Origin of the sequence: Rhodospirillum sp. A1_3_36, assembly GCF_047263945.1 — a bacterium.
Classification (GTDB): Bacteria; Pseudomonadota; Alphaproteobacteria; order Rhodospirillales; family Rhodospirillaceae; genus Rhodospirillum.
Window position 1 is genome coordinate 1 of record NZ_JBLAVB010000035.1, and the last position, 22,316, is coordinate 22,316.

At 56.9% G+C, this 22,316-nt stretch carries 18 protein-coding genes and 1 riboswitch; of the genes, 12 read left to right on the forward strand and 6 right to left on the reverse strand.

Annotated features, from left to right (window positions below):
* The 5 genes from ACLIRY_RS25380 to ACLIRY_RS25400 all read right to left on the reverse strand — a co-directional run.
* The coding region (locus tag ACLIRY_RS25380; RefSeq protein WP_413208220.1) for an ABC transporter ATP-binding protein at positions 1-1,262 on the reverse strand (1,262 nt) is incomplete at its 3' end.
* Positions 1,259-2,089: an ABC transporter permease gene (locus ACLIRY_RS25385; RefSeq protein ID WP_413208221.1), complete on the reverse strand. Its 831-nt coding sequence runs from the start codon at positions 2,087-2,089 to the stop codon at positions 1,259-1,261. The genes ACLIRY_RS25385 and ACLIRY_RS25380, both read right to left, overlap by 4 nt.
* Positions 2,086-3,021: an ABC transporter permease gene (locus ACLIRY_RS25390; protein WP_413208222.1), complete on the reverse strand. Its 936-nt coding sequence runs from the start codon at positions 3,019-3,021 to the stop codon at positions 2,086-2,088. Before ACLIRY_RS25390 ends, ACLIRY_RS25385 begins: the two co-directional genes overlap by 4 nt.
* Entirely contained in the window at positions 3,018-4,544 is a 1,527-nt protein-coding gene (locus ACLIRY_RS25395) for an ABC transporter substrate-binding protein (protein WP_413208223.1), read from the reverse strand. The genes ACLIRY_RS25390 and ACLIRY_RS25395 overlap by 4 nt, the downstream gene beginning before the upstream one ends.
* 303 nt (positions 4,545-4,847) lie before the next feature.
* Positions 4,848-5,051, reverse strand: a riboswitch (cobalamin riboswitch).
* Positions 5,052-5,179: 128 nt separating this feature from the next.
* Positions 5,180-6,544, reverse strand: a complete 1,365-nt coding sequence (locus tag ACLIRY_RS25400; protein ID WP_413208224.1) for a PepSY-associated TM helix domain-containing protein — start codon at positions 6,542-6,544, stop codon at positions 5,180-5,182.
* A 798-nt stretch (positions 6,545-7,342) separates the two neighbouring features.
* Between ACLIRY_RS25400 and ACLIRY_RS25405 the strand changes: the two genes are divergently transcribed.
* Genes ACLIRY_RS25405 through ACLIRY_RS25425 form a run of 5 tightly spaced genes read left to right on the forward strand, consistent with a single transcriptional unit; the run spans position 7,343 to position 12,404 of the window.
* A complete protein-coding gene (locus ACLIRY_RS25405; protein WP_413208225.1) occupies positions 7,343-8,947 on the forward strand; it encodes an ABC transporter substrate-binding protein in 1,605 nt (534 codons plus the stop codon).
* 39 nt (positions 8,948-8,986) lie between these two features.
* Complete coding sequence (locus ACLIRY_RS25410) at positions 8,987-9,994, forward strand: ABC transporter permease (protein ID WP_413208226.1); 1,008 nt, start codon at positions 8,987-8,989, stop codon at positions 9,992-9,994.
* Positions 9,991-10,842 (forward strand): ABC transporter permease, encoded by an 852-nt coding sequence (locus tag ACLIRY_RS25415; RefSeq protein WP_413208227.1) that lies wholly within the window; start codon positions 9,991-9,993, stop codon positions 10,840-10,842. Before ACLIRY_RS25410 ends, ACLIRY_RS25415 begins: the two co-directional genes overlap by 4 nt.
* 7 nt (positions 10,843-10,849) lie before the next feature.
* Entirely contained in the window at positions 10,850-11,779 is a 930-nt protein-coding gene (locus ACLIRY_RS25420; RefSeq protein WP_413208228.1) for an ATP-binding cassette domain-containing protein, read from the forward strand.
* On the forward strand, positions 11,772-12,404 hold the full coding sequence (locus ACLIRY_RS25425; RefSeq protein WP_413208229.1) for an ABC transporter ATP-binding protein: 633 nt from the start codon (positions 11,772-11,774) through the stop codon (positions 12,402-12,404). Before ACLIRY_RS25420 ends, ACLIRY_RS25425 begins: the two co-directional genes overlap by 8 nt.
* A gap of 133 nt (positions 12,405-12,537) precedes the next feature.
* On the opposite strand, the gene nikR is transcribed toward ACLIRY_RS25425, so the two are convergent.
* Positions 12,538-13,011 carry a nickel-responsive transcriptional regulator NikR gene (gene nikR / locus ACLIRY_RS25430; RefSeq protein ID WP_413208230.1) on the reverse strand — a complete coding sequence of 158 codons (474 nt, stop codon included), beginning with the start codon at positions 13,009-13,011 and terminating at the stop codon, positions 12,538-12,540.
* A 54-nt stretch (positions 13,012-13,065) separates the two neighbouring features.
* Between nikR and ACLIRY_RS25435 the strand changes: the two genes are divergently transcribed.
* From ACLIRY_RS25435 to ACLIRY_RS25465, 7 genes are all read left to right on the forward strand, one after another.
* On the forward strand, positions 13,066-13,656 hold the full coding sequence (locus ACLIRY_RS25435; RefSeq protein WP_413208231.1) for an SAM-dependent methyltransferase: 591 nt from the start codon (positions 13,066-13,068) through the stop codon (positions 13,654-13,656).
* Between the two features lie 485 nt (positions 13,657-14,141).
* Complete coding sequence (locus ACLIRY_RS25440) at positions 14,142-14,960, forward strand: iron-containing redox enzyme family protein (protein WP_413208232.1); 819 nt, start codon at positions 14,142-14,144, stop codon at positions 14,958-14,960.
* Between the two features lie 82 nt (positions 14,961-15,042).
* Complete coding sequence (locus ACLIRY_RS25445) at positions 15,043-15,972, forward strand: DMT family transporter (RefSeq protein ID WP_413208233.1); 930 nt, start codon at positions 15,043-15,045, stop codon at positions 15,970-15,972.
* Positions 15,972-17,891 (forward strand): aconitase family protein, encoded by a 1,920-nt coding sequence (locus ACLIRY_RS25450; protein ID WP_413208237.1) that lies wholly within the window; start codon positions 15,972-15,974, stop codon positions 17,889-17,891. Before ACLIRY_RS25445 ends, ACLIRY_RS25450 begins: the two co-directional genes overlap by 1 nt.
* Entirely contained in the window at positions 17,884-19,146 is a 1,263-nt protein-coding gene (gene aceA / locus ACLIRY_RS25455) for an isocitrate lyase (protein WP_413208234.1), read from the forward strand. Before ACLIRY_RS25450 ends, aceA begins: the two co-directional genes overlap by 8 nt.
* 116 nt (positions 19,147-19,262) lie before the next feature.
* The gene (locus ACLIRY_RS25460; RefSeq protein ID WP_413208235.1) at positions 19,263-20,603 is read left to right on the forward strand and encodes a hypothetical protein; all 1,341 of its coding nucleotides are present in this window, start codon (positions 19,263-19,265) and stop codon (positions 20,601-20,603) included.
* A 6-nt stretch (positions 20,604-20,609) separates the two neighbouring features.
* Positions 20,610-22,097: a pyridoxal phosphate-dependent decarboxylase family protein gene (locus ACLIRY_RS25465; protein WP_413208236.1), complete on the forward strand. Its 1,488-nt coding sequence runs from the start codon at positions 20,610-20,612 to the stop codon at positions 22,095-22,097.
* Positions 22,098-22,316: the final 219 nt, after the last annotated feature.

Genomic DNA, 22,316 nt, shown 5'->3' on the forward strand with positions numbered 1-22,316 from the left:
ATGAGGTCCAGGCGGGAAGTCGGTTCATCGGCGAAGAGAAAAACGGGCTCCAACAACAGCACCCGCAACAGGGCGATCCGCTGAAGCTCCCCACCGGACACCTGATCGGGCGGCCGGTCCAGAAGGTTCGGCGTCAGGTGCAGGCGGTCCAACAGGGGCGGCACGGCGGCGGCATCGAGCCGGTGGAGACGGATGACGTCCTCCAGAGAGCGCCGCAGGGTGACATGGGGCGAGAAAGCCGCCGGAGGATCCTGGTAGATCTTCTGGTAGCGTCCCTTGGCGATGGTCGGATCACGCCAGAGCCTGCCCCGATCCGGTCGCAACAATCCCAGCAGCATGTCCCCAAGGCTGCTTTTCCCACAGCCGCTCGGTCCGCTCAAACCGATGACCTCGCCGGCGCCAATGGACAGGGAAAAGTCCTCGATCAGGCGGCGTCCGCCCCGACTCAACGCCAGCCCTTCGCCACGGAGCACGGGCGCCCCCGCGACCCGGGCCTCTTCCTGCGGCCAAGCGGCCGGATCAGCGGAAAGGAAGGCCTTGCCGTAGTCACTTTCCGGCGCGGTCAGCACCCGCTCGGCTGGCCCCTGCTCAACGAAGGCGGCGTCGCGCATGATCGCCACATCCCCGCCCAGCATGCGAGCCACGGCGACGTCATGGGTGATGGTCAACAGCCCGCCCTTTTCCTCGCGCAGTCGGCCCAGAAGGGCAGCGACATCATCCCGCCGGGCGGCATCCAGCCCCTTGGTGGGTTCGTCGGCGATGACGATGGAGGCGCCCCCCGCCCGGGCGGCGGCGAAGGCGACGCGCTGGGCCATGCCCCCGGACAACTGCCCGGGCAACTTGGCCCCGGCCCCCTCCAATCCCAGTGCCGCAAGCTCCGTTTCGGACCGGTCCCGGGCGTCTCCCCGGGATCGCCCCCCGACCCGCTCATGGACATCGGCGACCTGTTGGATCGACCGCCGAAGCGGGTCGAGGGACAACCAGGGCTCCTGGGGCAACATGCTGATCCCGTCTCCCCATAGGGAGACGCGATGGGCAATGTCATCGGCGGCGCTCAGGCGTCCACCGACGCCGACCTCGCCACTGGCGGAGAGCCCCTCGGGCAGGGTTCCCATGATGGCCTGGGCCAGCAGGGATTTCCCCGACCCCGTCTCCCCCAGAATGGTGAAGGGACGTCCCGCCTCCACCGTCAGGGAAATGCCGTCGACCAAGGGACGGGAGGCATGCACGGACAGGTTTCTTGTTTCGATAACAGGGATCATCGGCGGGCCCCTCCGGTCATCATGTTGAGGCTCAGCACCAGCAGGAAGACCACCAGGATGGGTTGGGCCAGGGCCCAGGGCGCCTCGTCGTAATAGGGAAGCAATTCGGTCATCATCAAACCCAATTCGGCGGTGGGGGGACGCAGACCAATACTCACGAAACCCAGAGCAGCGATGGACAGGATTGCTGTCGCCGCGCCAAAGGCAGCGATGGTCGAAATCTGCGGAGACAGGACCGGCCACAGGTGACGGCGGAACACGTGGAGGGGACCGAACCCCAGCAAGCCCGCAGCCTCGACCTGAGGCGAGGCCACCAGCGTCCGGGTCATGGCCCGGGCGACACGGAAGTATTCCACCCAAAGAACCAAGGCGAACCCCACGTAGATGGACAGGTAACTGTCGGGCAGGATGGCGATCATCAGAACAACCAACAGCAACCCGGGCAGCGCCAGGAAGGTATCGGCGATGAACCCCAGGGCACCATCGAGCCAGCCTCCACGCCAGCCTGCGACCACGCCCAGCAGAACGCCAGGAACCACGGCCGTCGCGACACTGGCCGCTGCCAACCCCACGGACAGGCGAATGGCCGCAGCGAGGCGGGCCATCAGGTCCCGCCCCAGGTGATCCGTGCCCAGGGGATGGTCTCCCCCGGGTGGTGCGAGACTATGGGACAAATCCTGATGCGCGGGGTTGACCTCCGACATCAAGGGAAAGCCGAACCCGAAAGAGAGGAGCGCGATCAACAGCAACAACCCCAGATCCCGGGAGAGGGCCGCTTTGGTCTCCTCGGTCAAACGGAAGGGGGAGTGGGGGACAGTTTCGGTCATGCCTGCCTCCGTCGCGGATCGAGGGTCAGACAGGCAAGGTCGACCGCCATATTGAGAAGAACGAACAACAGACCCAGGCAAAGGGCCGTGCCCTGGATCATGGGAACATCCCGCGCAACAATGGCATGGACCATGGCGTGACCGATCCCCGGCCAGGCGAACAGGGTCTCGGTGATGATCACCCCTTCGATCAGATAGATCATCTGGATACCCAAATGGGTGACCACCGGAACCGCAGCGTTGCGCAATCCATGCAGCCGCCAGACCTCCCGCTCGCTCAGGCCCTTGACGCGCGCGAAGGCGAAAAAGGGGCTGCGCGCAACATCCCGGGCGGCGTTACGCGCGATCCGGCTGGACACCGCCGCCAGCCCCAAGCCCAGGGTCAGGGTTGGCAGAACCCAATGGCCCAGGGTGCCATGGCCAGCCGCCGGAAACAGGCCAAGTTCCACGGAAAGGAGAACGATCAGAACCAAGCCGATGGCGAACTGCGGAAGGGTCCGTAGCACGGTCGCCAACAGCAAACTGATGCGATCAACCCATCCTCCCGGACGCCGTCCTGCCAACAGGCCTAAGGGCGGTCCGATCACCAGGGAGACCAAAACGGCGCCAACGGCGAGGGAGGCCGTATGCCCGGCCTCGTGCAGAACCTCCTTCAGAACCGGAATTCCGGTGACCATAGATTGTCCCAAATCCAGGCGGATCAGATCCCACAGCCAGTCCAGGAAGGCGATGATCAGGGAGCGATCCAGTCCCAGCTCCTGGCGAACGGCCTCCGCCGCGTTGGCATCGACCATGTCATACCCATAGCGCATCGCGGCGATGCGGAACGCCATGTTTCCAGGCAAGGCATGGGTGAGAATGAAGGTCAGGCCTCCGACCACGAGGGCGACAAGGCAGGCCTGAACAACACGACGGAACAGGATCGCCTTCATTCGACCCATTCCACGTCGTCGAGGTGGTAGGACAGCTCGAAAGGATCGAGGACGACACCCTTCAGTCCGCTGTTAACGGCGGCGGTGAGCTGGTACCAGGTGATGGGGATCACCGGCAGGTCGTCCTGCAGGATGGAGGTGATGGTCGCCCGGTCCTTGGCGGGATCGACATCGCCCGTTTCCGTGGCCAGTCGGTCCATCGCCTCGGAGATCGCGGCATTGGACCAGTTCATGGCGCCCCAATCACCGCCACCGGGACCGAAATCCTGGAGCAGGGTCCCCAAGGGGTTGGGAACGAGGGAGAAGTTGCGGGCCATCAGACCCAAATCCAGCGTGCCGTCCTGGTGGCCGGACGGAATCTCGCTGGAGTTCCCGACATTCACCGTCAAGTCGATGCCCACCTCACGGAACTGAGCCTGGATCGCGGTGGCGAAAATGGGCAGTTCGGGCCGATCGGCGAAGGTGCGCAGAGAGATCTCGAAGGGCTGGCCATCGCGAACCAGAATGCCGTCTTCGCCCGGGGTCCAGCCGAGATCCGTCAACAGGGCCTTGGCTCCCTCGGGATCGTAAGCCAGGGGAGGCAAGGCATCCTGATGCCAGATCCCCAATGTCGGCGGCAGCAATTGGCCCGCTGCGGCGCCCGGATCACGCAGGACCGCCGTGGCGATTCCGGGCCGATTGATGGCCATGGACAAAGCTTGGCGAGCGCGTTTGTCGGACAGGAAGGGATGACCTGCGTTCACCTTCAGGGTCACGGTCCGGGGAATCGGAACCGCGCGCACCTCCATCCGGTCGGACCGCTTCAAACGCTCCATGCTCGCCGGATCCAGGACAAAGACCAGTTGGGCGTCTCCGCTTTCGGCCATCAGGGCACGGGTTTCGCCCCGCACCACGGACAGATAAGCGACGGTCTCGATCTTGGCCTTCTCGCCCCAATAGGCGTCATTGCGCGCCGCTTCCATCTTCTGGGGCGGAGCCACATTGGTGACCTTGAACGGGCCGGTGGCGATCACCCGATCCACGGTCCCATCGTCCTGGTAGGAGGCGGGCGCGAGAATGATCGTCGTGTAATTGGCCAGGGCAGCGGGCAGCAGGGAGAACGGTTCAGAGAGCGTGAACACCACGGAATCCCCATCCGCAGCGATGGCAGTGACGGGCGCCTTGCCCAGGATACCCGGCTTGGCCAGAGCCCAATTCAGGGCCGCAGCCACGGTGTCGACGGTCATGGGTGTGCCATCGTGAAAGGTGACCCCCTCGCGGACCTTGAACCGCCAAGTCAGATGGTCTGCGGACTGGCTCCATTCGGTGGCGAGCAGTGGCATGGGCCGCGCCTTCTCGTCCACGGTCAGCAGAGTTTCCGCGACCCCCATGCGCGAGAAAATGTAGCCCTTCTTGGCGGGATCAACACTGATCAGCTCGAAAGGCGCGGCGACGGTCAGGACCCGGTCCTCCGCCTGGGCGGCGCCGTTTGACAGCAAGAGCGCGCCGGTCAAGGCCACCGACGAAACAAGGCGTTTCAGCATGGTAAAGCAACCCTCCATTCCCATGGGGTTTGTTGAGACTCGTTCTTATAAGTGATGTTATAACGTCACACTAGCACTAAGAAGCCGCGTACTCTCCAGAATCCACTTCCGAAGGGAAACGGGTCCAAGACCCTGGCGGTCGAAATCATGGATGGGCACTTTGTCGGCGGTGCTGAGGACGGTCATCGGGTCTCCCCCTCCGGGATCCGGTGGGAGGGGAGACAGTCAGACCATCATGCACGGAGTTCGGGCGCACAATCACCCTACCGGAGCCGACGATCCACCGGAGCACCCCGCCCGAGGATGGTTGCGTGATGTCACGGCAGGTCTCCTGGCTCGCGGGTCGTGGCTTCCGTTCCGTCTTCCCAACGCCGGTTCGGCATCAGTGACATGAATGGGACGGCGGCTCTCCGCTTACAGTCGCGGGGGCGGCGCCGGTGTTTCACCGGCTTCCCTCTTAGCCCCAGATGAAGTGCCACCTGGGGAACCATAACGCCAAATAAGCTGACCGAGGGGAAGAACGCTGTCAAGCCTTCATGAGACCACTTGGGCTCATCTCTCCCCGACCGGTCGGTCGGCCCGGGGCCTCCGTCCCGCTGGTAACGGGACGGAGGCCTTCCAAGATCACGCCAAGATCATGAAACCGCTGTCGCCAGGCGTCGCCGAGACCGGAGGCTGATCAGAAGCTCGATCACCGCGAAGACGGCCATGGAGAGTCCGACGAGTGGAAACAGGATCGCCGAAGCGCAGCAAAGAGCCACGACCACCAAGGGAACCCGAAAGCCGCGCCCATACCGGGGAGCGCCCAAGGCCCCCTTTGGACGCCGCTTCCACCAGGCCATGATCCCGAAGATCGACAGGGCGATCATCGACAGGCAGGCGATGAGAAGAACACCCTGGTTCAGGGGCCCAAAAGCCTGTCCCATGTGAATGCTGATCCCCCATTCGGCGGCCCGCCCGAGTGTCCCCAGATCATTCAAGCCCAGATCGTAGAGAACCTTGCCGGTGTACTGGTCCAGGTGGATCACCCGTTCCTGGGTGATGTCGTCGGGATAAACCGATGCGGTGAAGACCCCCTCCGGCCCCTTGGGCATGGACAGGGAATACCCGGGATGGATACCCCGAGCCTCCACCGTGGCGACCACCTGATCCAGCCCCGCAGGCACGCCCCCACTGGCCCCGGACAGGGGCATGGGCTGTCGCTCCAGGATCCAAGGGGCCCGATCCACCGCATCCGCCATGGGAACCGTCGACTTGGGGTAGTTCGACCAGTACCCATCGGGCATACCGATTCCAATCGCGTAGGACAGGTCGTAAAACCATTTGCCCCAAACACCGGACCAGGGCAGTCCCGTCATGGCCAAAAACAGGATGAACCCTGCGGTGTACAGTCCGGTAACGGCGTGCAAGTCTCGCCAGAAGGGACGGCCAGAGGTCTTTCGGGGAAGCAGAACGCCCCCTTTCCGCCCCCTGGGCCACCACAGATACAATCCCGTGGCCGTCAGCAGGACAGCCCATCCGGCGACCGCCTCAACCAGCCGATTGCCCAACCAGCCCACGTATTCCAGGCTGTGCAGTTTGCGGATGATCCACATCGCTTCGGACCCCGCCGCCCCGCCATCCCAATCACTGCCCAACACCTGACCGCTATAGGGATTGACGAAGACGCTGTCCTTGAGGCCGTCCTTTCCGAGGATCTTAACCTGGGCCGACCGGTCGGGCGCCGCCGGTGGCATGTAAGCCTTGACCTCTCCCGGATGGGCCTCGAGGGCGCGCGCCGCCAGGACCGAGGGCGCCAAGGGGGCGCTTGTCTCCGGCGTGACCAAACGCAGGTCATGGAGGACCAGATCGTTGATCTCGTCCTTGTAAAGATAGAGCGCACCCGTCGCGGCCATCAGAATCATGACGGGCAGCACAATCAGGCCCGCGTAAAAATGCCACCGCCAGATGGCGCGGTACAGCGCCGACGGTGTCCGGGCGTCAGAAGCAATTTCGTTCATTTCATTTTCCAAGCAAGAGCATTGGCACCAACCTCCTCGAGGTCAGTGCACAAAAAAGGGCGGTTTTAGGAAAACCCAGGCCCGAACGGCGGTGCTCTTGCTTGGAAGGATCGAGGAGCGGTCCGCTGACCCTTTGTCTCTCCCCAAGGCCTGGGGAAAGCGGAGTCCCACTCCGTCCACCAGAAAGCCAGGGGAACGCCAGCGGAGACCACGAGACCATGAAAATGGGCGAACCAGGGGCAGGGAGTGCTTTCGGGAGAGCGCTTTTCCCTTGCCCTCTCCGGATCAGCGTTATCCAGGCTGGCCAACGGAACATATAGGATTTCCGTGCCGACACAGATCCCGACATACCCATCCCGTGCCGGAGTCCCCGCCATGGGGCCAACCAGTCTCAAGGCGAGGGAGAGGATCAAGAGGAAGCTAAAAGCCGCCCTCTTTCCACTCACCGAATGGGTGGTCCGAACATCCATGTAATGGAGCTATCACATTCCCTTCAATTCTTTGAGGGGAATCTCTGTAGTGGACAGAGACCACGGACAAATTCGATATTAATTAGATTTTACTAAAGTTGGTACATCCAGGGCCAAGTAAAGCCTTTTCGCGCCTCCTTGCGTCGAGATGGACACGTTGCCCACGAACAAGGCTGGAGACCCACGGTATATCACGACCACCCCCTCCCCTTTCCTCGCTCTCGGCACGTGTTGACGCGCCCAATCGTATGATGTTTATTCTAAAACTTCATACCGACACTACGAGGCACCGGAATCTACACCGACAAGCGAGGGGATATTTATGCGGATGCTCAACGAAAAAGGGCGGGTGATCACAATCCTTTCAGCGCTTGGCCTGACAACCTTGGCCGTATCGGCGCCTCTTTCGTCGGCCTTCACCGCGCCCAAGACGGAATTGATCCTGGCCGTCCATGGCGAGCCGTCGAATGGCTTCGATCCCACCTTGGGGTGGGGTGAATATGGCTATCCCCTGTTTCAATCGACCCTGCTTAAGCGTGATGCCGACTTGCGTATGATTGGCGACCTGGCGACGGATTGGCGTGTCTCCGACGACCGCAAGACCTGGACCGTGACGATCCGCTCCGACGCCAAGTTCTCAGACGGCCAACCACTGACGGCTCAGGACGTCGCCTTCACCTACGAATCCGCTAAGAAGGCCGGATCGGTGCTGGACCTCACCGAACTGGTGGCGGTCAAGGCCGTGGATGACCTGACCGTCACCTTCGAACTGACGTCGCCTCGCATCACCTTCCTGAACACCCTGGCCGTTCTCGGCATCATACCCGCGCATGCCTACGGAGATGACTATGGTCGGGCGCCCATCGGCTCCGGCCCCTTCCGACTGGTCTCCTGGACGGAAGGGGAGCAGGCGATCACCGAACCCAATCCCTACTATTACGGAACGAAACCCGCCTTCGAGAAAGTCACCTTCCTGTTCACCGGCGACGACACCAGCTATGCAGCAGCGCGGACCGGACAGCTCGACGTCGCCGCAGTGTCCAATGCCCTCGCCGGGGGAGAGGTCCCCGAGGGGATGGTCCGCCTGTCAGCGAAAACCGTCGACAACCGTGGTCTCACCTTCCCCATGGTGCCCGATACGGGAAAGACCACGGCCACCGGAGCCAGGATCGGCAACACCGTCACCTCCGACCCGGCGATCCGAAAGGCCATCGACATCGCCATTGACCGCCAAGCCCTGGCGGAGGCGGTTCTGAACGGTTTTGGACGGCCAGCCTACGGCCCGGCCGACGATCTGCCCTGGGACAATCCGGACCACCGCCTGCCCGACGCCAATCCGGAAGAGGCCAAACGGATCCTGAAGGACGGGGGATGGACGCCCGGCACCGATGGCATTCTCGAAAAGAACGGGATCAAGGCCCGGATCGCGATCTATTACTCCGCCTCGGATACGACCCGTCAGGCCCTGGCCCTGGCGAGCGCCGACATGATCCGCCCGCTGGGCATCGCCGTCGATGTTCTCGGCAAGAGCTGGGACGAGATCAAGCCCAAGATGCACTCCAACATCGTCGTCTTTGGCGCGGGCAGTCACGATCCCTTCGAAACCTACAACCTCTACGTCGGCACCGACGCGGAAGGGGGGTGGTGGTTCAACACGGGCCTGTACGACAACCCAACCGTCAAGGCCCATTTCGCCGAAGGTCTCGCCTCCCCCACCCTGGACGATCTCCTCCCCGAATGGAAAAAGGCCGCCTGGGACGGCGAAACGGGGTATGGCATGAAGGGAGACGCCGCCTGGACATGGCTCGTGAATATCGACCACGTCTATTTCGTCTCGAAATGCCTCGACATCGGACCTCGTCAGATCGAACCGCATGGGCACGGCTTTCCCATCACCTACAATCTGGAAGATTGGCGGTGGACCTGCGAGTAGCGTCAACGGAGTTGGATCGCGGCGGAAACGAGACCTGAAATGACGGGATTGAGAGGCTATTGGAGCCGGTTCATCGCCTTGCGGCTCATCCGCCTCACCATCCTTCTGCCCGTGGTGACGGTCGTCGCGTTCACGCTGCTGTCGTTATCCCCCATCGACCCGGTGCGCGCCTATGTTGGCGACCGCATGCACCGGGTTGGACCCGAGCAACAGGCCTTGATCGCGGAGAAATGGGGTCTGGACCAACCGCCAATGGACCGCTTTGGAACATGGGTGGTGAACCTGGCGGAGGGAGATTTCGGCCAGTCGATGATCTTCTCCCGACCCGTGGCGGACGTTCTGGCCGACCGCGTCGCCGCCTCCCTGGCCCTCATGGCCCTGGCCTGGGTGGTGGCAGGCGCGCTCGGATATGGTCTCGGACTGCTGGCCGGCGCATTCGAAGGGTCCGTGCTGGATCGGGTGATCCGCGCCTATGCGTTCATCCTCGTTTCGACACCGATCTTCTGGGCGGCGATCCTGCTTCTCGTGGTGTTTTCGGTGCAACTCGGCTGGGCGCCCTTCTGCTGCGCAGGACCGCCGGGCGTCCCGGAGGCGGCGGTGACCGTCACCGAGCGCCTGCGCCACCTGATCCTCCCCGCGGTAACCCTCTCACTCCTTGGCGTCGGCCAGATCACCCTCCATACCCGTGACAAGGTGCGCGAGGTCATGGCCAGCGACTACGCGACCCTGGCTTTCGCCCAGGGACTCGGGCGGCTGGCGGTGGCGCTCCGTCATGCCTCGCGCAATGCGGCCCTGCCTGCGGTGACCATCCAGTTCGCCCACTTCGGCGAACTGTTTGGCGGCTCGGTCCTCGCCGAGAGCGTTTTCGCTTATCCCGGCCTGGGGCAGGCCACGGTTCTGGCAGGCACGCGGGGTGACGCGCCCCTGCTGCTGGGGGTCGCCCTGTTCGCCGCAGTCTTCGTATTCGTCGGCAATACGATCGCGGACATCCTCTATCGCGTCCTCGATCCCCGCCAGAGGATGTCTTCCGGAGACTTGGCATCATGACGACCTCCTCCAGCGGTGTGACCCTCACCGCCTCCGGCGGCACCCAGGGGCGAACAATGGCGAGCACCGCGATCGCCCTGGCGGTCCTCGCCGGGATCGCCATTGCCGCCGCGACGCTGCCCGACGACGGTCTGCGCAGTCATCTGTCGGAGCGGTCTCTCCCGCCCGATCTGGCGCATCCCTTTGGAACGGATCCCCTTGGCCGCGACATGCTGACACGCACGATCAAGGGGTTGGCCGTCAGCCTCCAGGTCGGTTTGATGTCGGCGGGGCTCGCGACCCTGTTGGCCGCGACACTGGGAATCGCCGCCGCGCTCGACCGGCGGCTGGACGCGGTGATTGGCGGGCTCATCGACATGACCCTCGCCCTGCCCCATCTGGTTCTCCTCGTCCTTGTGTCCTTCGCCATCGGGGGCGGAACCAAGGGCGTGATCATCGCCATCGTCTTTTCCCATTGGCCCGGCCTGGCCCGCCTGGTTCGCGCCGAGGTCCGTGGTGTTCTCGCCGCCGACTACGTGGCCGTCGCCCGGCGACTTGGCCTGTCCCGCCTCTCCGTAGCGGTGCGGCATGTGACCCCGCACATCCTGCCCCAGGCCCTGGTCGGCGGTATTCTTCTGTTTCCCCATGCCATTCTGCATGAAGCGGCGATGACCTTCCTTGGCTTCGGCCTGGAGCCCCATAAGCCCGCGGTCGGCATTTTGCTCGCGGAATCCCTGCGCTATTTGTCGGCGGGACTGTGGTGGCTCGGTGTTCTGCCCGGATTGGCGCTGCTGACGATGGTGCTAACCTTCGAGCGCGTGGCTGCGGGAGTGCGACTGACCCTCGACCCCCGGCGCATGCAGGAGTAACCGCGCGATGCTGAACGTGGAGAACCTGTCCGTTTCTTTTTCACGCTACCAAGGCCTGCTGCGCCGACGGGACCTGACCGTCTTGGATGGTGTCGACGTCACCGTCCAACCGGGCCAACTCGTCGCCATGATCGGTCAAAGCGGCGGTGGGAAAAGCCTGCTCGCCCATGCGGTTCTAGGGATTCTGCCACGAAACGCCCGCCAGGAGGGGCGGTTGACCTTCGAGGGACAAGTCCTCGATACCCGCTTGCAGAAGAGGCTCCGCGGACGCCGCATGGTGCTGGTTCCCCAATCGGTGACATGGCTTGATCCCACGGCGTCGGCGGGCCGCCAAGTGGGATGGGGCGCCCGCGCTGCGGGCCGGGATCCAAGCCGCGATGCCGTGGCCCATGAATTCGCGCGCTATGGCCTGGAGCGCGAGGCGATGGCCCTTTTCCCCCACCAGCTTTCCGGAGGGATGGCGCGACGCGTGTTGACGGCCATCGCCACCATGGCCCAAGCCGACCTGTTGATCGCCGACGAGCCGACAAGCGGCCTCGATCCCACGGTTCGGTCCGTGGCCTTGACGCTCCTGCGACGCCTCGCCGACGAGGGCCGGGCCGTGCTCGTCATCAGCCACGACCTTTCCGCCGTCCTGCCCGTCGCCGATACCGTCACCGTGCTTCACAATGGCCGCACCGTCGAAATCGCTCCAGGCGCGATGATCCGCGAGACGGGCCCCAGGCACCCCTACAGCAAGGCCCTGTGGGCCGCCTTGCCCGAAAATGGCTTCAACGCCGCCCCCGGATCCAGCGGAAATCCGGACCAAAAGGACAGGGGACGGGACATGGGATGCGGATTCCTCGGCGCCTGTGGATCCGCCATCGATCCGTGCCACCGGATCCCACCCCCGTGGACCCCGGGACCGGGCATGAAAGCACGGTGTCATTGTGCCTGAAGACGTCCTTTTCGAAGCCCGGGATCTCGTTCATTCCTGGAAGCGGGATGGGAAGCGCGTGCTTGATGGTGCGTCCCTTTCGATCCGGACCGGCGACCTTCTCGGCATCCAAGGCCCCTCCGGTCGAGGCAAGACGACCCTTGCCCGCATTCTCGGCGGCTATATCCAACCCGTCGGAGGCCAGGTTCTGCTCGATGGCCACCCAATCCCGCAAGGGGGTCCGTCGCCCGTCCAGGTCGTCTTCCAGCACGCCGAAACCGCCGTCGATCCACGCTGGCGCATCCGCCGAATTCTCACGGAGGGCTGGCGTCCCAACCCCGGGATCCTGGACCGTTTCGGCATCGCCGGGGATTGGATGGACCGGTTTCCCCACGAGTTGTCGGGCGGCGAACTTCAACGCGTCGCCGTCGTGCGAAGCCTGCTACCGGGCCTGAAGGTTCTCATCGCCGATGAGCTGACCGCCATGCATGACGCCCTCAATCAAGCGCTTCTCTGGCGGGCGTTGATGGAGACGGCGAAAGAGAGGGGATTTGTTATTGTCGCCATCTCGCATGACGCGCCGCTACTCAAGGCCATCGAAGCACGGACGGTCGCATTGGTCGATGGGACGCTGCGGCCGGTCTGACAGACGGACGGCAAACGGACGAGCCATGGACGGCACAATCCAAAAACCGGGGCGGAAACACCCTGCATTCCCGCAATCCGCGCTGTCGCTGGTCAAGCCGTGATGGGGAGCGCCGAGCGGGAACCGGCTCCGATCAGGTTTTAGGGCGGTTATGGACGTGAAGACGGGAGGATTGTCCGTCATGGCTGTGCCCATCCGTCAAGCGCCGCTCGACCTGGACCGCATTCAACATTCCATGGCGCACGCCCGTTTCCGCCATGACCGTATCGGCAAACCGGCGGACGGAGCCCGTCGGCCCCTGCAGGACGGTAACTTCCATGCAGTTTTCGTGATCGAGATGAATGTGCAGGATCGAGTGGGTCACATCGTGATGATCATGGCCAACGCGTGTCAATCGACGGGGCAGTTCCCTTTCGTGGTGGTCGAAAACATAAGAGAGACAAGCGACACAATGCCCATCCTCGTCATCGTCTAAACGTTCCGCTTCCAGGGTTCGGCGCAGGATATCCCGCACGGCTTCGGACCGGGATCCATACCCCCGGCGCCGGATGTGCTCGTCGAACTCGGCCAGCAGGTCTCCCTCCAGGGAAACGGTAAATCGATTCATGTCCTTCTCCTCGCCCATCTCTCCTTTTCATATCATGTCGGAAGAATTTCTCACATGATCGTCCATTTCATTGGCGCGGGTCACCATGCTGCGGACCTGATCACCCTGCGGGGCCGCGACCTGATCGCGGCCTGCCCGGTTTGCCTCTACGCGAGGGCCCTGATTCCCCAAGCATTGCTCTCCCATTGCCCTCCAAGACGCCCAGGTCATCAACACGGCGCCCCTCTGTCCCCGGACCGGATCGTCGAGGAAATCAAAAGCGCTCGCACCGATGGCTATGATGTGGGGATTTCGCTCTGCGTTCCATCGCCGAAACTGCGTCTTCTGGCTGATGACCAGTCGTCGCAGCGCCTTGCCGACGGCATTGCCCTGATTGCTTCGACCATGGATCAGCCATGTCTTCGATTGGACGATTTCTGGCACGCGGTACCATTTACGCATCAAGGGCTTGATGCGGGATCGGTACTTCCGTGCCAATCAATGCACCATTTTCCAGAACACGACGGTGTCAATGCACTGGAATGTGCGCACCGTGAAGTCGGTGAACTTGTAGAACTCGGACGCCGCCGACCTATGTATCCGGCGGCGAAATCAGCATTCCGCCGATTAAGCCGTGTAGGCGAAGGCGACATTTCAGACCTCTGATACGGTTTAACCGGCTCGTGTTCCTCAACCTTCCTGCACTTCAGCCTCGGGGACCATCTTGGCCTAATGACTTCGCCTCGATCCCCTTTTCCCACGGACTACGTCACCCCGCCAGTTGACGACAGGTCACCGCCGCTTGGGTTCATACCCCCACGCAGCAGCGGGTAAGACCAAGGTGCGGTGAGCTTGACTCAGCGCACCTTGGAAGCGGCCAAGTGGCCGCCGCGCCTTATGGCGCGTAACAGCCCGCCTGGCGTTTGAACGCAAGAAAAGCGGCGTGGGTCTCAACCCGCGCCGCTTGGTATGAGACGCTCGTTCAATTCCTCCTTTCTCTGTAGCATTCCAGACATACTCCCCCTATTCATTCGGCCTATTCATCCGGGACGATGCGCAATGTAATTTAAATTAAACATCCACACTCCACTTGTTGTGTATAATCAATTTCATCGCGTGTTTTGTTTCACCATAAACTGATGGACGCAAAAATGATGCATTCAGACCCAACTACTTTGCAGTCAAACGAGGTTGCGGATGTCGCAGTGGATGGTGTTGGTGGCAGGGAGTACAATAAGGTTGCCGAAGCCATTGTTTCTCACCCAGCGATTCAAGAGTTGGATAAATTTGGCAGTTTATTGAAAGACAATCCTTTGGATTTGGACAGCAGAGCAGCTTTCTTGGCTACCTGCTGGCCATTTTTCAAGACGGTTGCGGCTGGCATTTTGATTTTGTCTGCCCGAATTACTGATGAATTGCTCGAAACAGATCCTTGGGACGCCCAACCCCAGGGCGCATTTATTTTGTTTGCCTCTGTTGATGAATATGGTCTCCACCAAACGAATAAATTCAATCAGCCCCATCATATTTTGTTCAAGGAGCTTTCTGAGCACCTCGGCGTATCCACATATCATCTGGCTAGTTCAGATTTTGTTGAACATGCCGGTAAGGCCATGGGGGAGCTGTCCAATCGATATTATCGCGATGTGTCAATCGGCCAGTCCCTGGGCTTTCATCTGGCTTCAGAAATGGTCTCTTCCCGGGAGTTCCTCTACTTCCTCGAAGGTTTTCAAAATCACGCAGAATATTATGGCTTGAAGGACAAAAATGATCCGGTTTTGTCTTTCTTCAAAGTACATAGCATTGTTGAGCCGATGCATGCCGAAACAGGAAAAAAAAGCCTGTTGTATTTTCTCAATCGGGATCCGGAAATGGCTGGTGATGTTATGGAAGGCGCTTTGGCGTTCATGGACGGCTTTGATAACATGTTCAAGAGCATCAATAGCCGGGTTTTTGCGCCTCATGCATAAGGTTGATCGGGCTGTCGTTCTATTCTGACAATTGTAATGCCGAGCGTTTTGCTTTCTGTCCTCTATTGGTGAAGTCGTCTTCATGGTTTTAAATACCGTTTCCCAGAAGAGTTTACTCGGCATATGGCTAATGGTAGCCGGCATCTTCGTGGTTTCACTAGAAGATGCCGGTTCAAAATTCCTGGTTGAGCAGGACTATCATCCCTTTCAGTTGATGGCTCTGTCAGGCTGGATGGTGGTAGCGGTTCTGCTTGTGAGTGCCGGATTCCAGAAAAAAAACCTGCGCCGGGGCTTGGCCGCATTCAAAACCTCTCATTGGAGATGGCATATGCTCAGAGCCGCTCTGAGCGTACTGACGGGTCTTTGTTTTCTCTTTTCCCTGAAATTTTTCAAGCTCGTGGATGTAACGATTATTTTCTTTTCTGCGCCAATACTTATGACTTCGCTATCCGCTATATTCTTAAAAGAAAAAGTGGGTATATACCGCTGGACAGCCGTAGGTGCAGGTTTTCTTGGTGTAGTCATAGCGCTGCAACCTGATCTTGAAATTTGGAACTGGAAAGTCCTGCTCCCCCTTTGTGGAAGTTTCGCCTATGCCGCTCGTGCAGTGCTCATCCGAAGCATGAGCGGTGTGGAGACGGCAACCCAGATTGTCTTTCATACACGTCTGGGAGTTGCTCTTTATTCCACGGCCCCAATGTTGTTTTTCTGGAAGAATATGCCTGTTTGGGATTTTTACCTGCTGGCGGTTATGTCGGGACTTCTTCTTGTGGCCCATGTACTGATAACAAAATCAAATGTTGTAGCGTCTTTATCAGTTGTGGGGCCTTTTGAATATACTGCCCTTATCTGGACAGGAATACTGGGTTACGCAATTTGGGGGGATATTCCTACCACAGAAATGTCTTTGGGTGCCTTGTTTATCATCGGTGCCGGCATATTGATTATGTACAGGGAAACGCGTCGCGAATTTTCCGATGACGGTTTTCCAGAAATAAAAAGCAACCCGTGATGTATACGCGCTGCGAAATATTGATAAGGCAAAAGAGCCTTGGCGTGATGGGTTCTTCCGATACTGAAAAAACATGTTGGGTGGAGCCTGATTTCTTTCTAAGTGATGATAATTCTGACACAATAATTCAAAAAGCAGAGACTCATCAGCTTTCAGTGAAGAATCCAGACAGACTGTTTATCAGTCTTGATCACAATATACAGGACAATAGTCCGTCAAATATGGCACGTTATGAGAAGATCAGGAGATTCTGCGAAATAAAAAGCCTGACTTTATTTGAAGCCGGTGAAGGGATAGGTCATCAACTCCTTATTGATGGCGGCTATATCCGTCCCGGAGGCCTCGTCCTCGCTTCTGACTCTCATGCGACAATCTATGGCGCTTTGGGGTGCCTGGGAATGGCCGTGACGCGGACGGATGCGGCTGCGATTTGGCATTCAGGAGGAACCTGGTTAAAAATTCCTGATACTGTTCTTGTGAAACTCACCGGACAGCCCGGGAAGAATGTGCATGGAAAAGACATCGCCCTTTATCTGGCACATTTTTCTGATCAAGGTCTTTTCTTGAATAAAGCGATAGAATTTTGTGGGGATGCTGTTGCCCATATTTCACTCAATGATCGTCTGACAATCGCGAATATGGCTCCGGAATTAGGGGCTGTTGCAGCCTTGTTTCCTCTTGATGAGAAAACGACAGAATGGTACCGGGCCGCGCTTGGAATTTCTGATGAAATCAGAGAGCAGGCATTTCAGGTTATTGAAGATTTCTCCCACTCGCTGGAAGAAGGCTGTTACCAGCAGGTTATCGAAATCGATTGCGGTCACATTCCGCCTATGATTGCCACACCTGGTTCCCCAATGAATTCAAGGCCTGCTTTTGAAGCGAACGAAAACCCTGTCTACATCAATAAAGCATTTATTATTTCTTGCACTGAAAGCCGGTTCGTTGATTTGAGCAGGGCCGCCCGGATCCTAGAAGGCAAGAAAGTGCATGAAAACGTTGAGCTATATATTAGCGCGGCCTCTCATCAGGAGCAGTTGAAAGCCGAAACTGCTGGGATTTGGCAAATTCTGCTGGACGCGGGTGCGCTCGCCCTGCCTTCGGGCTGTGGTCCCTGTATTGGGCATGGACGGGGTGTTTTAGGCAAAGGAGACGTGGCCATAAGTTCTTCGAATAGAAACTACTCAGGTCGCATGGGCCATCCGGATAGTAAAACTTATTTGGCATCTGTTGAACAGGTTGCCTATTCGGCTTTGAAGGGAAAATTATCAATTGTTCCGGAGGCACCCCTAACCGTTCAAAAGCAAATTTCTGGCCTCGAAATTCGGCACTTTCCGGATACGGAGTCGGAAGATCTTGTATCTGGGCTTCCTGTATCAGAATGCCCGGATGTTATAGAAGGCGGTGTGATTGTTTGTCGTTTTCCTAAAATCAATACAGATATGATTTTTCCCAGTCAGTATTTGGATGGGCGGCCATTGGACCGGCATGTTTTGGCGACTATAGCGATGGAAAACTATGACACCGGCTTCAGGGATCTTGTCCGCAAGGGTGATGTCCTTGTTGCCGGCCCCATGTTCGGCATTGGCAGTTCACGTGAAGAAGCTGCAACCTCATTGGCCGCAGCGGGAATTCAATGTATAGTTGCAGCCAGTTTCCAAAGTGTTTTTGCCCGAAATTGTACGAACAATGGATTACTTTGTATTGAAGCTCCTGGATTTACCGATTTCCTCCTGTCGACAATCTCCCCCCGGCTTTTGAGTGTTCGTTCTTCGTCTATTGTTCGCATTAATCTTAGCGACAAGAAAATCGAATATGAAGGTCGTTTATTTTCTTTTGAACCTAAAAGTAGCATCGAGAATGCCGTAAGGCATAAGGGCGGGCTGCTGAACTACTTAAAGGAGAAAAATTATGTCTGATATCGAGCACGAATGGAAGACCAACCCCAGATGGCGTGGCATTACCCGGCCTTATAAGGCTGAAACAGTAGAAGGGTTGAAACCGTCTATTGATATTGAATACTCTTTCTCGAAAAAAGGTGCCGGACGTTTCTGGAAACAATTACAAGAGCAACCCTTCATCCGGGCCATGGGAGCCTTGACAGGCGGTCAAGCCGTTGAAATGGCCCGGGGTGGTTTGGAGGCGATTTATCTGAGTGGCTGGCAAGTTGCCGGGGATGCCAATGAGTCTGGACACACCTATCCTGATCAGAGTTTTTATCCTTGTGACAGCGTGCCAAAGCTGGTGAAGCGGATAAATAATGCATTTATGCGTGCCGACCTTGTCGAGAAAACAGATGGCAACGGTGGCGACACGGATTGGTATTTGCCAATTATTGCTGATGGGGAAGCTGGTTTTGGAGGAAGTCTGCATACTTTTGAATTGACGAAACATATGATAGAGGCTGGTGCCGCCGCAATTCACCTTGAAGATCAGTTGGCGACAGAAAAAAAATGCGGTCACTTGGGTGGCAAAGTGTTGATTCCGGCTACTCAGTTCATCCATAAACTCGTCGCCGCGCGCCTAGCTGCTGATGTTGTCAATGTACCTCTGATCATTATGGCAAGAACGGATGCAGGTTCTGCCAGGTTGATTAGTCAGGATTGTGATGAGATTGACCGTCCTTTCCTGACAGGAGAGCGCAGCCCCGAAGGCTATTTCAAAACACGGGGGGGGCTTGAGGCGGCGATTGTACGCGCGAAAGCTTATGCACCATATGTGGAGTTGATCTGGTTTGAGACTAGCACTCCGGATTTTGAAGAAGCGCGGGTGTTTGCCGAAGAAGTCAGAAAGGATTTTCCGCATATCAAGTTTGGGTACAATTGTTCACCTTCCTTCAATTGGGCCGCACATTTATCGGATGACGAAGTTGCGAAATTCCAGGAAACCTTGGCGGAATGGGGATATGCTTTTCAATTCATCACCTCTGGTGGATGGCATATAGTAAGGTACAATTCCTTTAAAATGGCTCGGAAATATCGCGAAACAGGCATGAGTGCGTTTGTCGGATTGCAGAAGTCCGAGTTTTCAGCTGTTTCCGAAGGATATACTGCCGTGAAACAACAACGTGAAAATGGCACTGGTTATTTTGACGCGGTCCTGGAATGCGTGACAGGTGGAACCGCAAGTACCATGGCGTTGGGTGAATCGACAGAAGCCGAGCAGTTCTCATAATCAATTAACTTGCCAGGAAAAATGGTGATCGCACCCTCGCTTTGCAAAGTCAGGGTTGGGGGAAAGCGACCTTAGATCACTTTTGATATGGCCTTACACATACGGACTTTCAAAGCATGAACAATGGCAAACAAGAAGCGCAGATATTCAGCAGTAAAGTGGATGATCATTTCTATTGGAAAGGTATTCACAAACCTCTTTATCACCAAATTCGCGAGCACGGCAAGGGGGCGGCGGCCAAACAGGTCGCCGCTGAAATGGAGATTGTTGATAAACGTAAAATGTCATATGGCCCGCCGATCATTATCAATAAAGAATACACAAATTATATCCGGCGTTTTTGTGCGGCTTATCACCGTTTGATCGAGGAAGTTATGAAAAACTATGTGCGGAATGAGGATATTCAGAAAATCCTGACAATTCCGAAAGAGTTAAAACGATTTTCGTTGCAAAATATTGGAGATATTGATTACAAAATTACGTATTGTAGACCTGATCTTTTACCAGTGGATGGTGGTCATTTCTATGTTTTGGAGACGAATGCTGATTGTCCAGGTGGCCCCATGGCAGCGGGAATTCATAACCGGTTGTGGCGAAAAGTCCTCTCTGAAGTGTCACTGCCAACGCCGATGCCACTTGAAGAGCCCACATGGTTCGCCGACTGGATGATCAAACTCAGGCGGGAGTGGAGCGACGAAGAATTCGAGACTTTCGCACTGTTTTCCACAGATTATCGTTACGAACTGGATGAAATGCGAAACTCTCTTGAAAGGCGTGGCATCAATGTGATTGAAATCGATCCCCGCAAGCTCGAAACAGATTCTGATCAGAATGTACTCGCTGATGGAAAGCGTGTAGATTTTGGATATCAGAAGTTTGATATTCCTGATTGCTGTCAAATGTACCAAGACCTGACAGTTTTTTTTGATGCGATTTCAAATAAAAAAATGTTCGTGCAAAATGGAATGCTTGCCAAACTGGTAGGAGACAACAAACTGTGCCTTGCAGTTCTGACAGATTCACGCTTCAGCCATTTATTTGATAAAGACGACCTGGAGCTTGTCGAGCCCCATCTGATTTGGACGCGTAATATTTCTTTGTGTGATCAAAAAACAATTAATGAAATTCTAGGGGAGAAGGACCGTTATGTTCTAAAGAAGCCAATTGAAGCGCAAGGAAAGGGAGTGATTATTGGTAAAGACATTAAAAAAAATGAAGAATGGTCTAACTTGGTAAGCAGCGCTACGGACATGGGGTGGCTCGTCACAGAATATAGAGAACCAGCATCAATTCATCATCAATTTGATACAGATTCAGTATGTTATCACGACCTTTGCACCTTTCTTATTGATGGCCAGCTTGTTGGGGCTGATGCAAGAAGCAGCCCCAATCGCCGCATGAATGTCGCGTTGGGTGGGTCCATACATGCAGCATTTTTTGAAGATGAAACGGCATAAAGTATTATGCATAGAAAACCCACTCATGAAATAGACCTTGACGCAGAAGCCTTTCGCGATCTCGGGTATCAGCTTGTGGATATGATTGCCGGGTTTTTCGAGCAAATACATCAGTATCCTACAACATGCGCGTTAACTGCGGAAGAAATCAGAGCGGGATTGCCCGGTGACACCTTTCCTGAGGACGGGGTTGATGTTTCAACTTTAATGACCGTGACGGCAGAGATGCTGTTTTCGGGAGTGCGTCATACCGGACATCCCAAAACACTCGGAAGCTTTGCGGGGTCGGCAGCGCCTGTTGGTGTCTTGTCTGATTTATTAGGGGCTGCTCTCAATGCAAATCTGGTGGGTTGGGATGCCTCGCCTGTACCCTGTGAAATTGAGGCACAAACCATCCGTTGGCTCGGTCAATTAGTTCACTATACAGACTCCGCGGAAGGTTTGTTTGTTAGTGGTGGAACAGCTGCGAATCTTACCGGCTTTTTCTGTGCGCGCTGTGCGGCGGGCGTGAAAGAGAGTATCAGACATGTCGGCATGCAAGCATGTTCAGAAAAGTTTAAGGTCTATGCTTCCGCTGACACCCATACCTGGATAGAAAAAGCAGCTGATTTGTCAGGGTTGGGAACGGATGCTATTCAGTGGATTGACGTTACAGCCTCGCACAAAATCAATATAGATTTATTGAACCAGCAGATCATCGAAGACATCCATAATGGTTACAAGCCCCTGATGATCGTTGGGAATGCGGGTACAGTAAAAACCGGTGCTGTAGACCCGTTGAAGGCGCTTAGTGAAATCGCGCGACAATTTCAGATGTGGTTTCATGTTGACGGCGCGTTTGGTGCACCGGCAGCAACTTTGCCAAATAAAATGTCATTGTTTGAAGGGATGGATCAAGCAGACTCTTTGGCACTGGATACCCATAAATGGCTGTACGCCCCAATAGAAGCAGGCGCAGTGCTGGTCAAAGATCGCAAACACCTATTGAATACTTTTGGATTTAGTCCGGATTACTATCATGATCGCGATCCAAATTCAACGGATATAAATAATTATTTTGCGCTGGGTATTCAAAATACGAGAGGGTTCAAGGCGTTAAAGGTCTGGACAATTTTCCGACAATTGGGACTCAAAGGAATTCGATCCCTGTTGGCGCAAAATATTGAAATGGCGAATCTTTTTGCCAACATTCTAGAGAAGTATTCTTGCTTCGAAATCGTAACACATAATCTTTGCGTAGTTACCTTTCGTTTTGGGATCCATTGTCAGAATTTTGATGATTTAAGATTTATTGACCGTTTAAACGAAGCTTTACTTTCAGAAATTAAGAAATCTGGAAGTTCTCATTTTTCTATTTCTATAATTGACGATAAAACATGCTTAAAAGCCTGCTTTACCAACTTCCGCACGCAAGCGGGAGATTTGCGCGAAATCATTGCTGATATGGTTCAGACAGGGGAGGACCTGCTAAGAGGGAACTGCTCAGGGGGGTAGCGAAAAAGGGTTGGCTTGAGCTAGGGAGGAGGGTGTTTCACCTTTCTTATAAAATCGCGGTACAGATACCTCCTGACAGACGCGGATAAGGAGTAATTGCTCACGGGGTTGGCGGCAGGCGCCTCAAGCGAGTGCGAAACTGCCCTGGATGAGATCGCGGATAGCGTCCAGCGGCGCTTGCCCCTTGAGCCTGGCGGTTCCGGTGACGGATCTGTATCC

Coding starts and splice junctions, on each gene's coding strand:
- ACLIRY_RS25420 (WP_413208228.1), top strand. CDS start 10,850: ATGCTGAACGTGGAGAACCTGTCCGTTTCTTTTTCACGCTACCAAGGC.
- ACLIRY_RS25435 (WP_413208231.1), top strand. CDS start 13,066: ATGATCGTCCATTTCATTGGCGCGGGTCACCATGCTGCGGACCTGATC.
- nikR (WP_413208230.1), bottom strand. CDS start 13,011: ATGAATCGATTTACCGTTTCCCTGGAGGGAGACCTGCTGGCCGAGTTC.
- ACLIRY_RS25405 (WP_413208225.1), top strand. CDS start 7,343: ATGCTCAACGAAAAAGGGCGGGTGATCACAATCCTTTCAGCGCTTGGC.
- ACLIRY_RS25410 (WP_413208226.1), top strand. CDS start 8,987: ATGACGGGATTGAGAGGCTATTGGAGCCGGTTCATCGCCTTGCGGCTC.
- ACLIRY_RS25385 (WP_413208221.1), bottom strand. CDS start 2,089: ATGACCGAAACTGTCCCCCACTCCCCCTTCCGTTTGACCGAGGAGACC.
- ACLIRY_RS25400 (WP_413208224.1), bottom strand. CDS start 6,544: ATGAACGAAATTGCTTCTGACGCCCGGACACCGTCGGCGCTGTACCGC.
- ACLIRY_RS25415 (WP_413208227.1), top strand. CDS start 9,991: ATGACGACCTCCTCCAGCGGTGTGACCCTCACCGCCTCCGGCGGCACC.
- aceA (WP_413208234.1), top strand. CDS start 17,884: ATGTCTGATATCGAGCACGAATGGAAGACCAACCCCAGATGGCGTGGC.
- ACLIRY_RS25395 (WP_413208223.1), bottom strand. CDS start 4,544: ATGCTGAAACGCCTTGTTTCGTCGGTGGCCTTGACCGGCGCGCTCTTG.
- ACLIRY_RS25465 (WP_413208236.1), top strand. CDS start 20,610: ATGCATAGAAAACCCACTCATGAAATAGACCTTGACGCAGAAGCCTTT.
- ACLIRY_RS25460 (WP_413208235.1), top strand. CDS start 19,263: ATGAACAATGGCAAACAAGAAGCGCAGATATTCAGCAGTAAAGTGGAT.
- ACLIRY_RS25390 (WP_413208222.1), bottom strand. CDS start 3,021: ATGAAGGCGATCCTGTTCCGTCGTGTTGTTCAGGCCTGCCTTGTCGCC.
- ACLIRY_RS25450 (WP_413208237.1), top strand. CDS start 15,972: ATGTATACGCGCTGCGAAATATTGATAAGGCAAAAGAGCCTTGGCGTG.
- ACLIRY_RS25440 (WP_413208232.1), top strand. CDS start 14,142: ATGATGCATTCAGACCCAACTACTTTGCAGTCAAACGAGGTTGCGGAT.
- ACLIRY_RS25445 (WP_413208233.1), top strand. CDS start 15,043: ATGGTTTTAAATACCGTTTCCCAGAAGAGTTTACTCGGCATATGGCTA.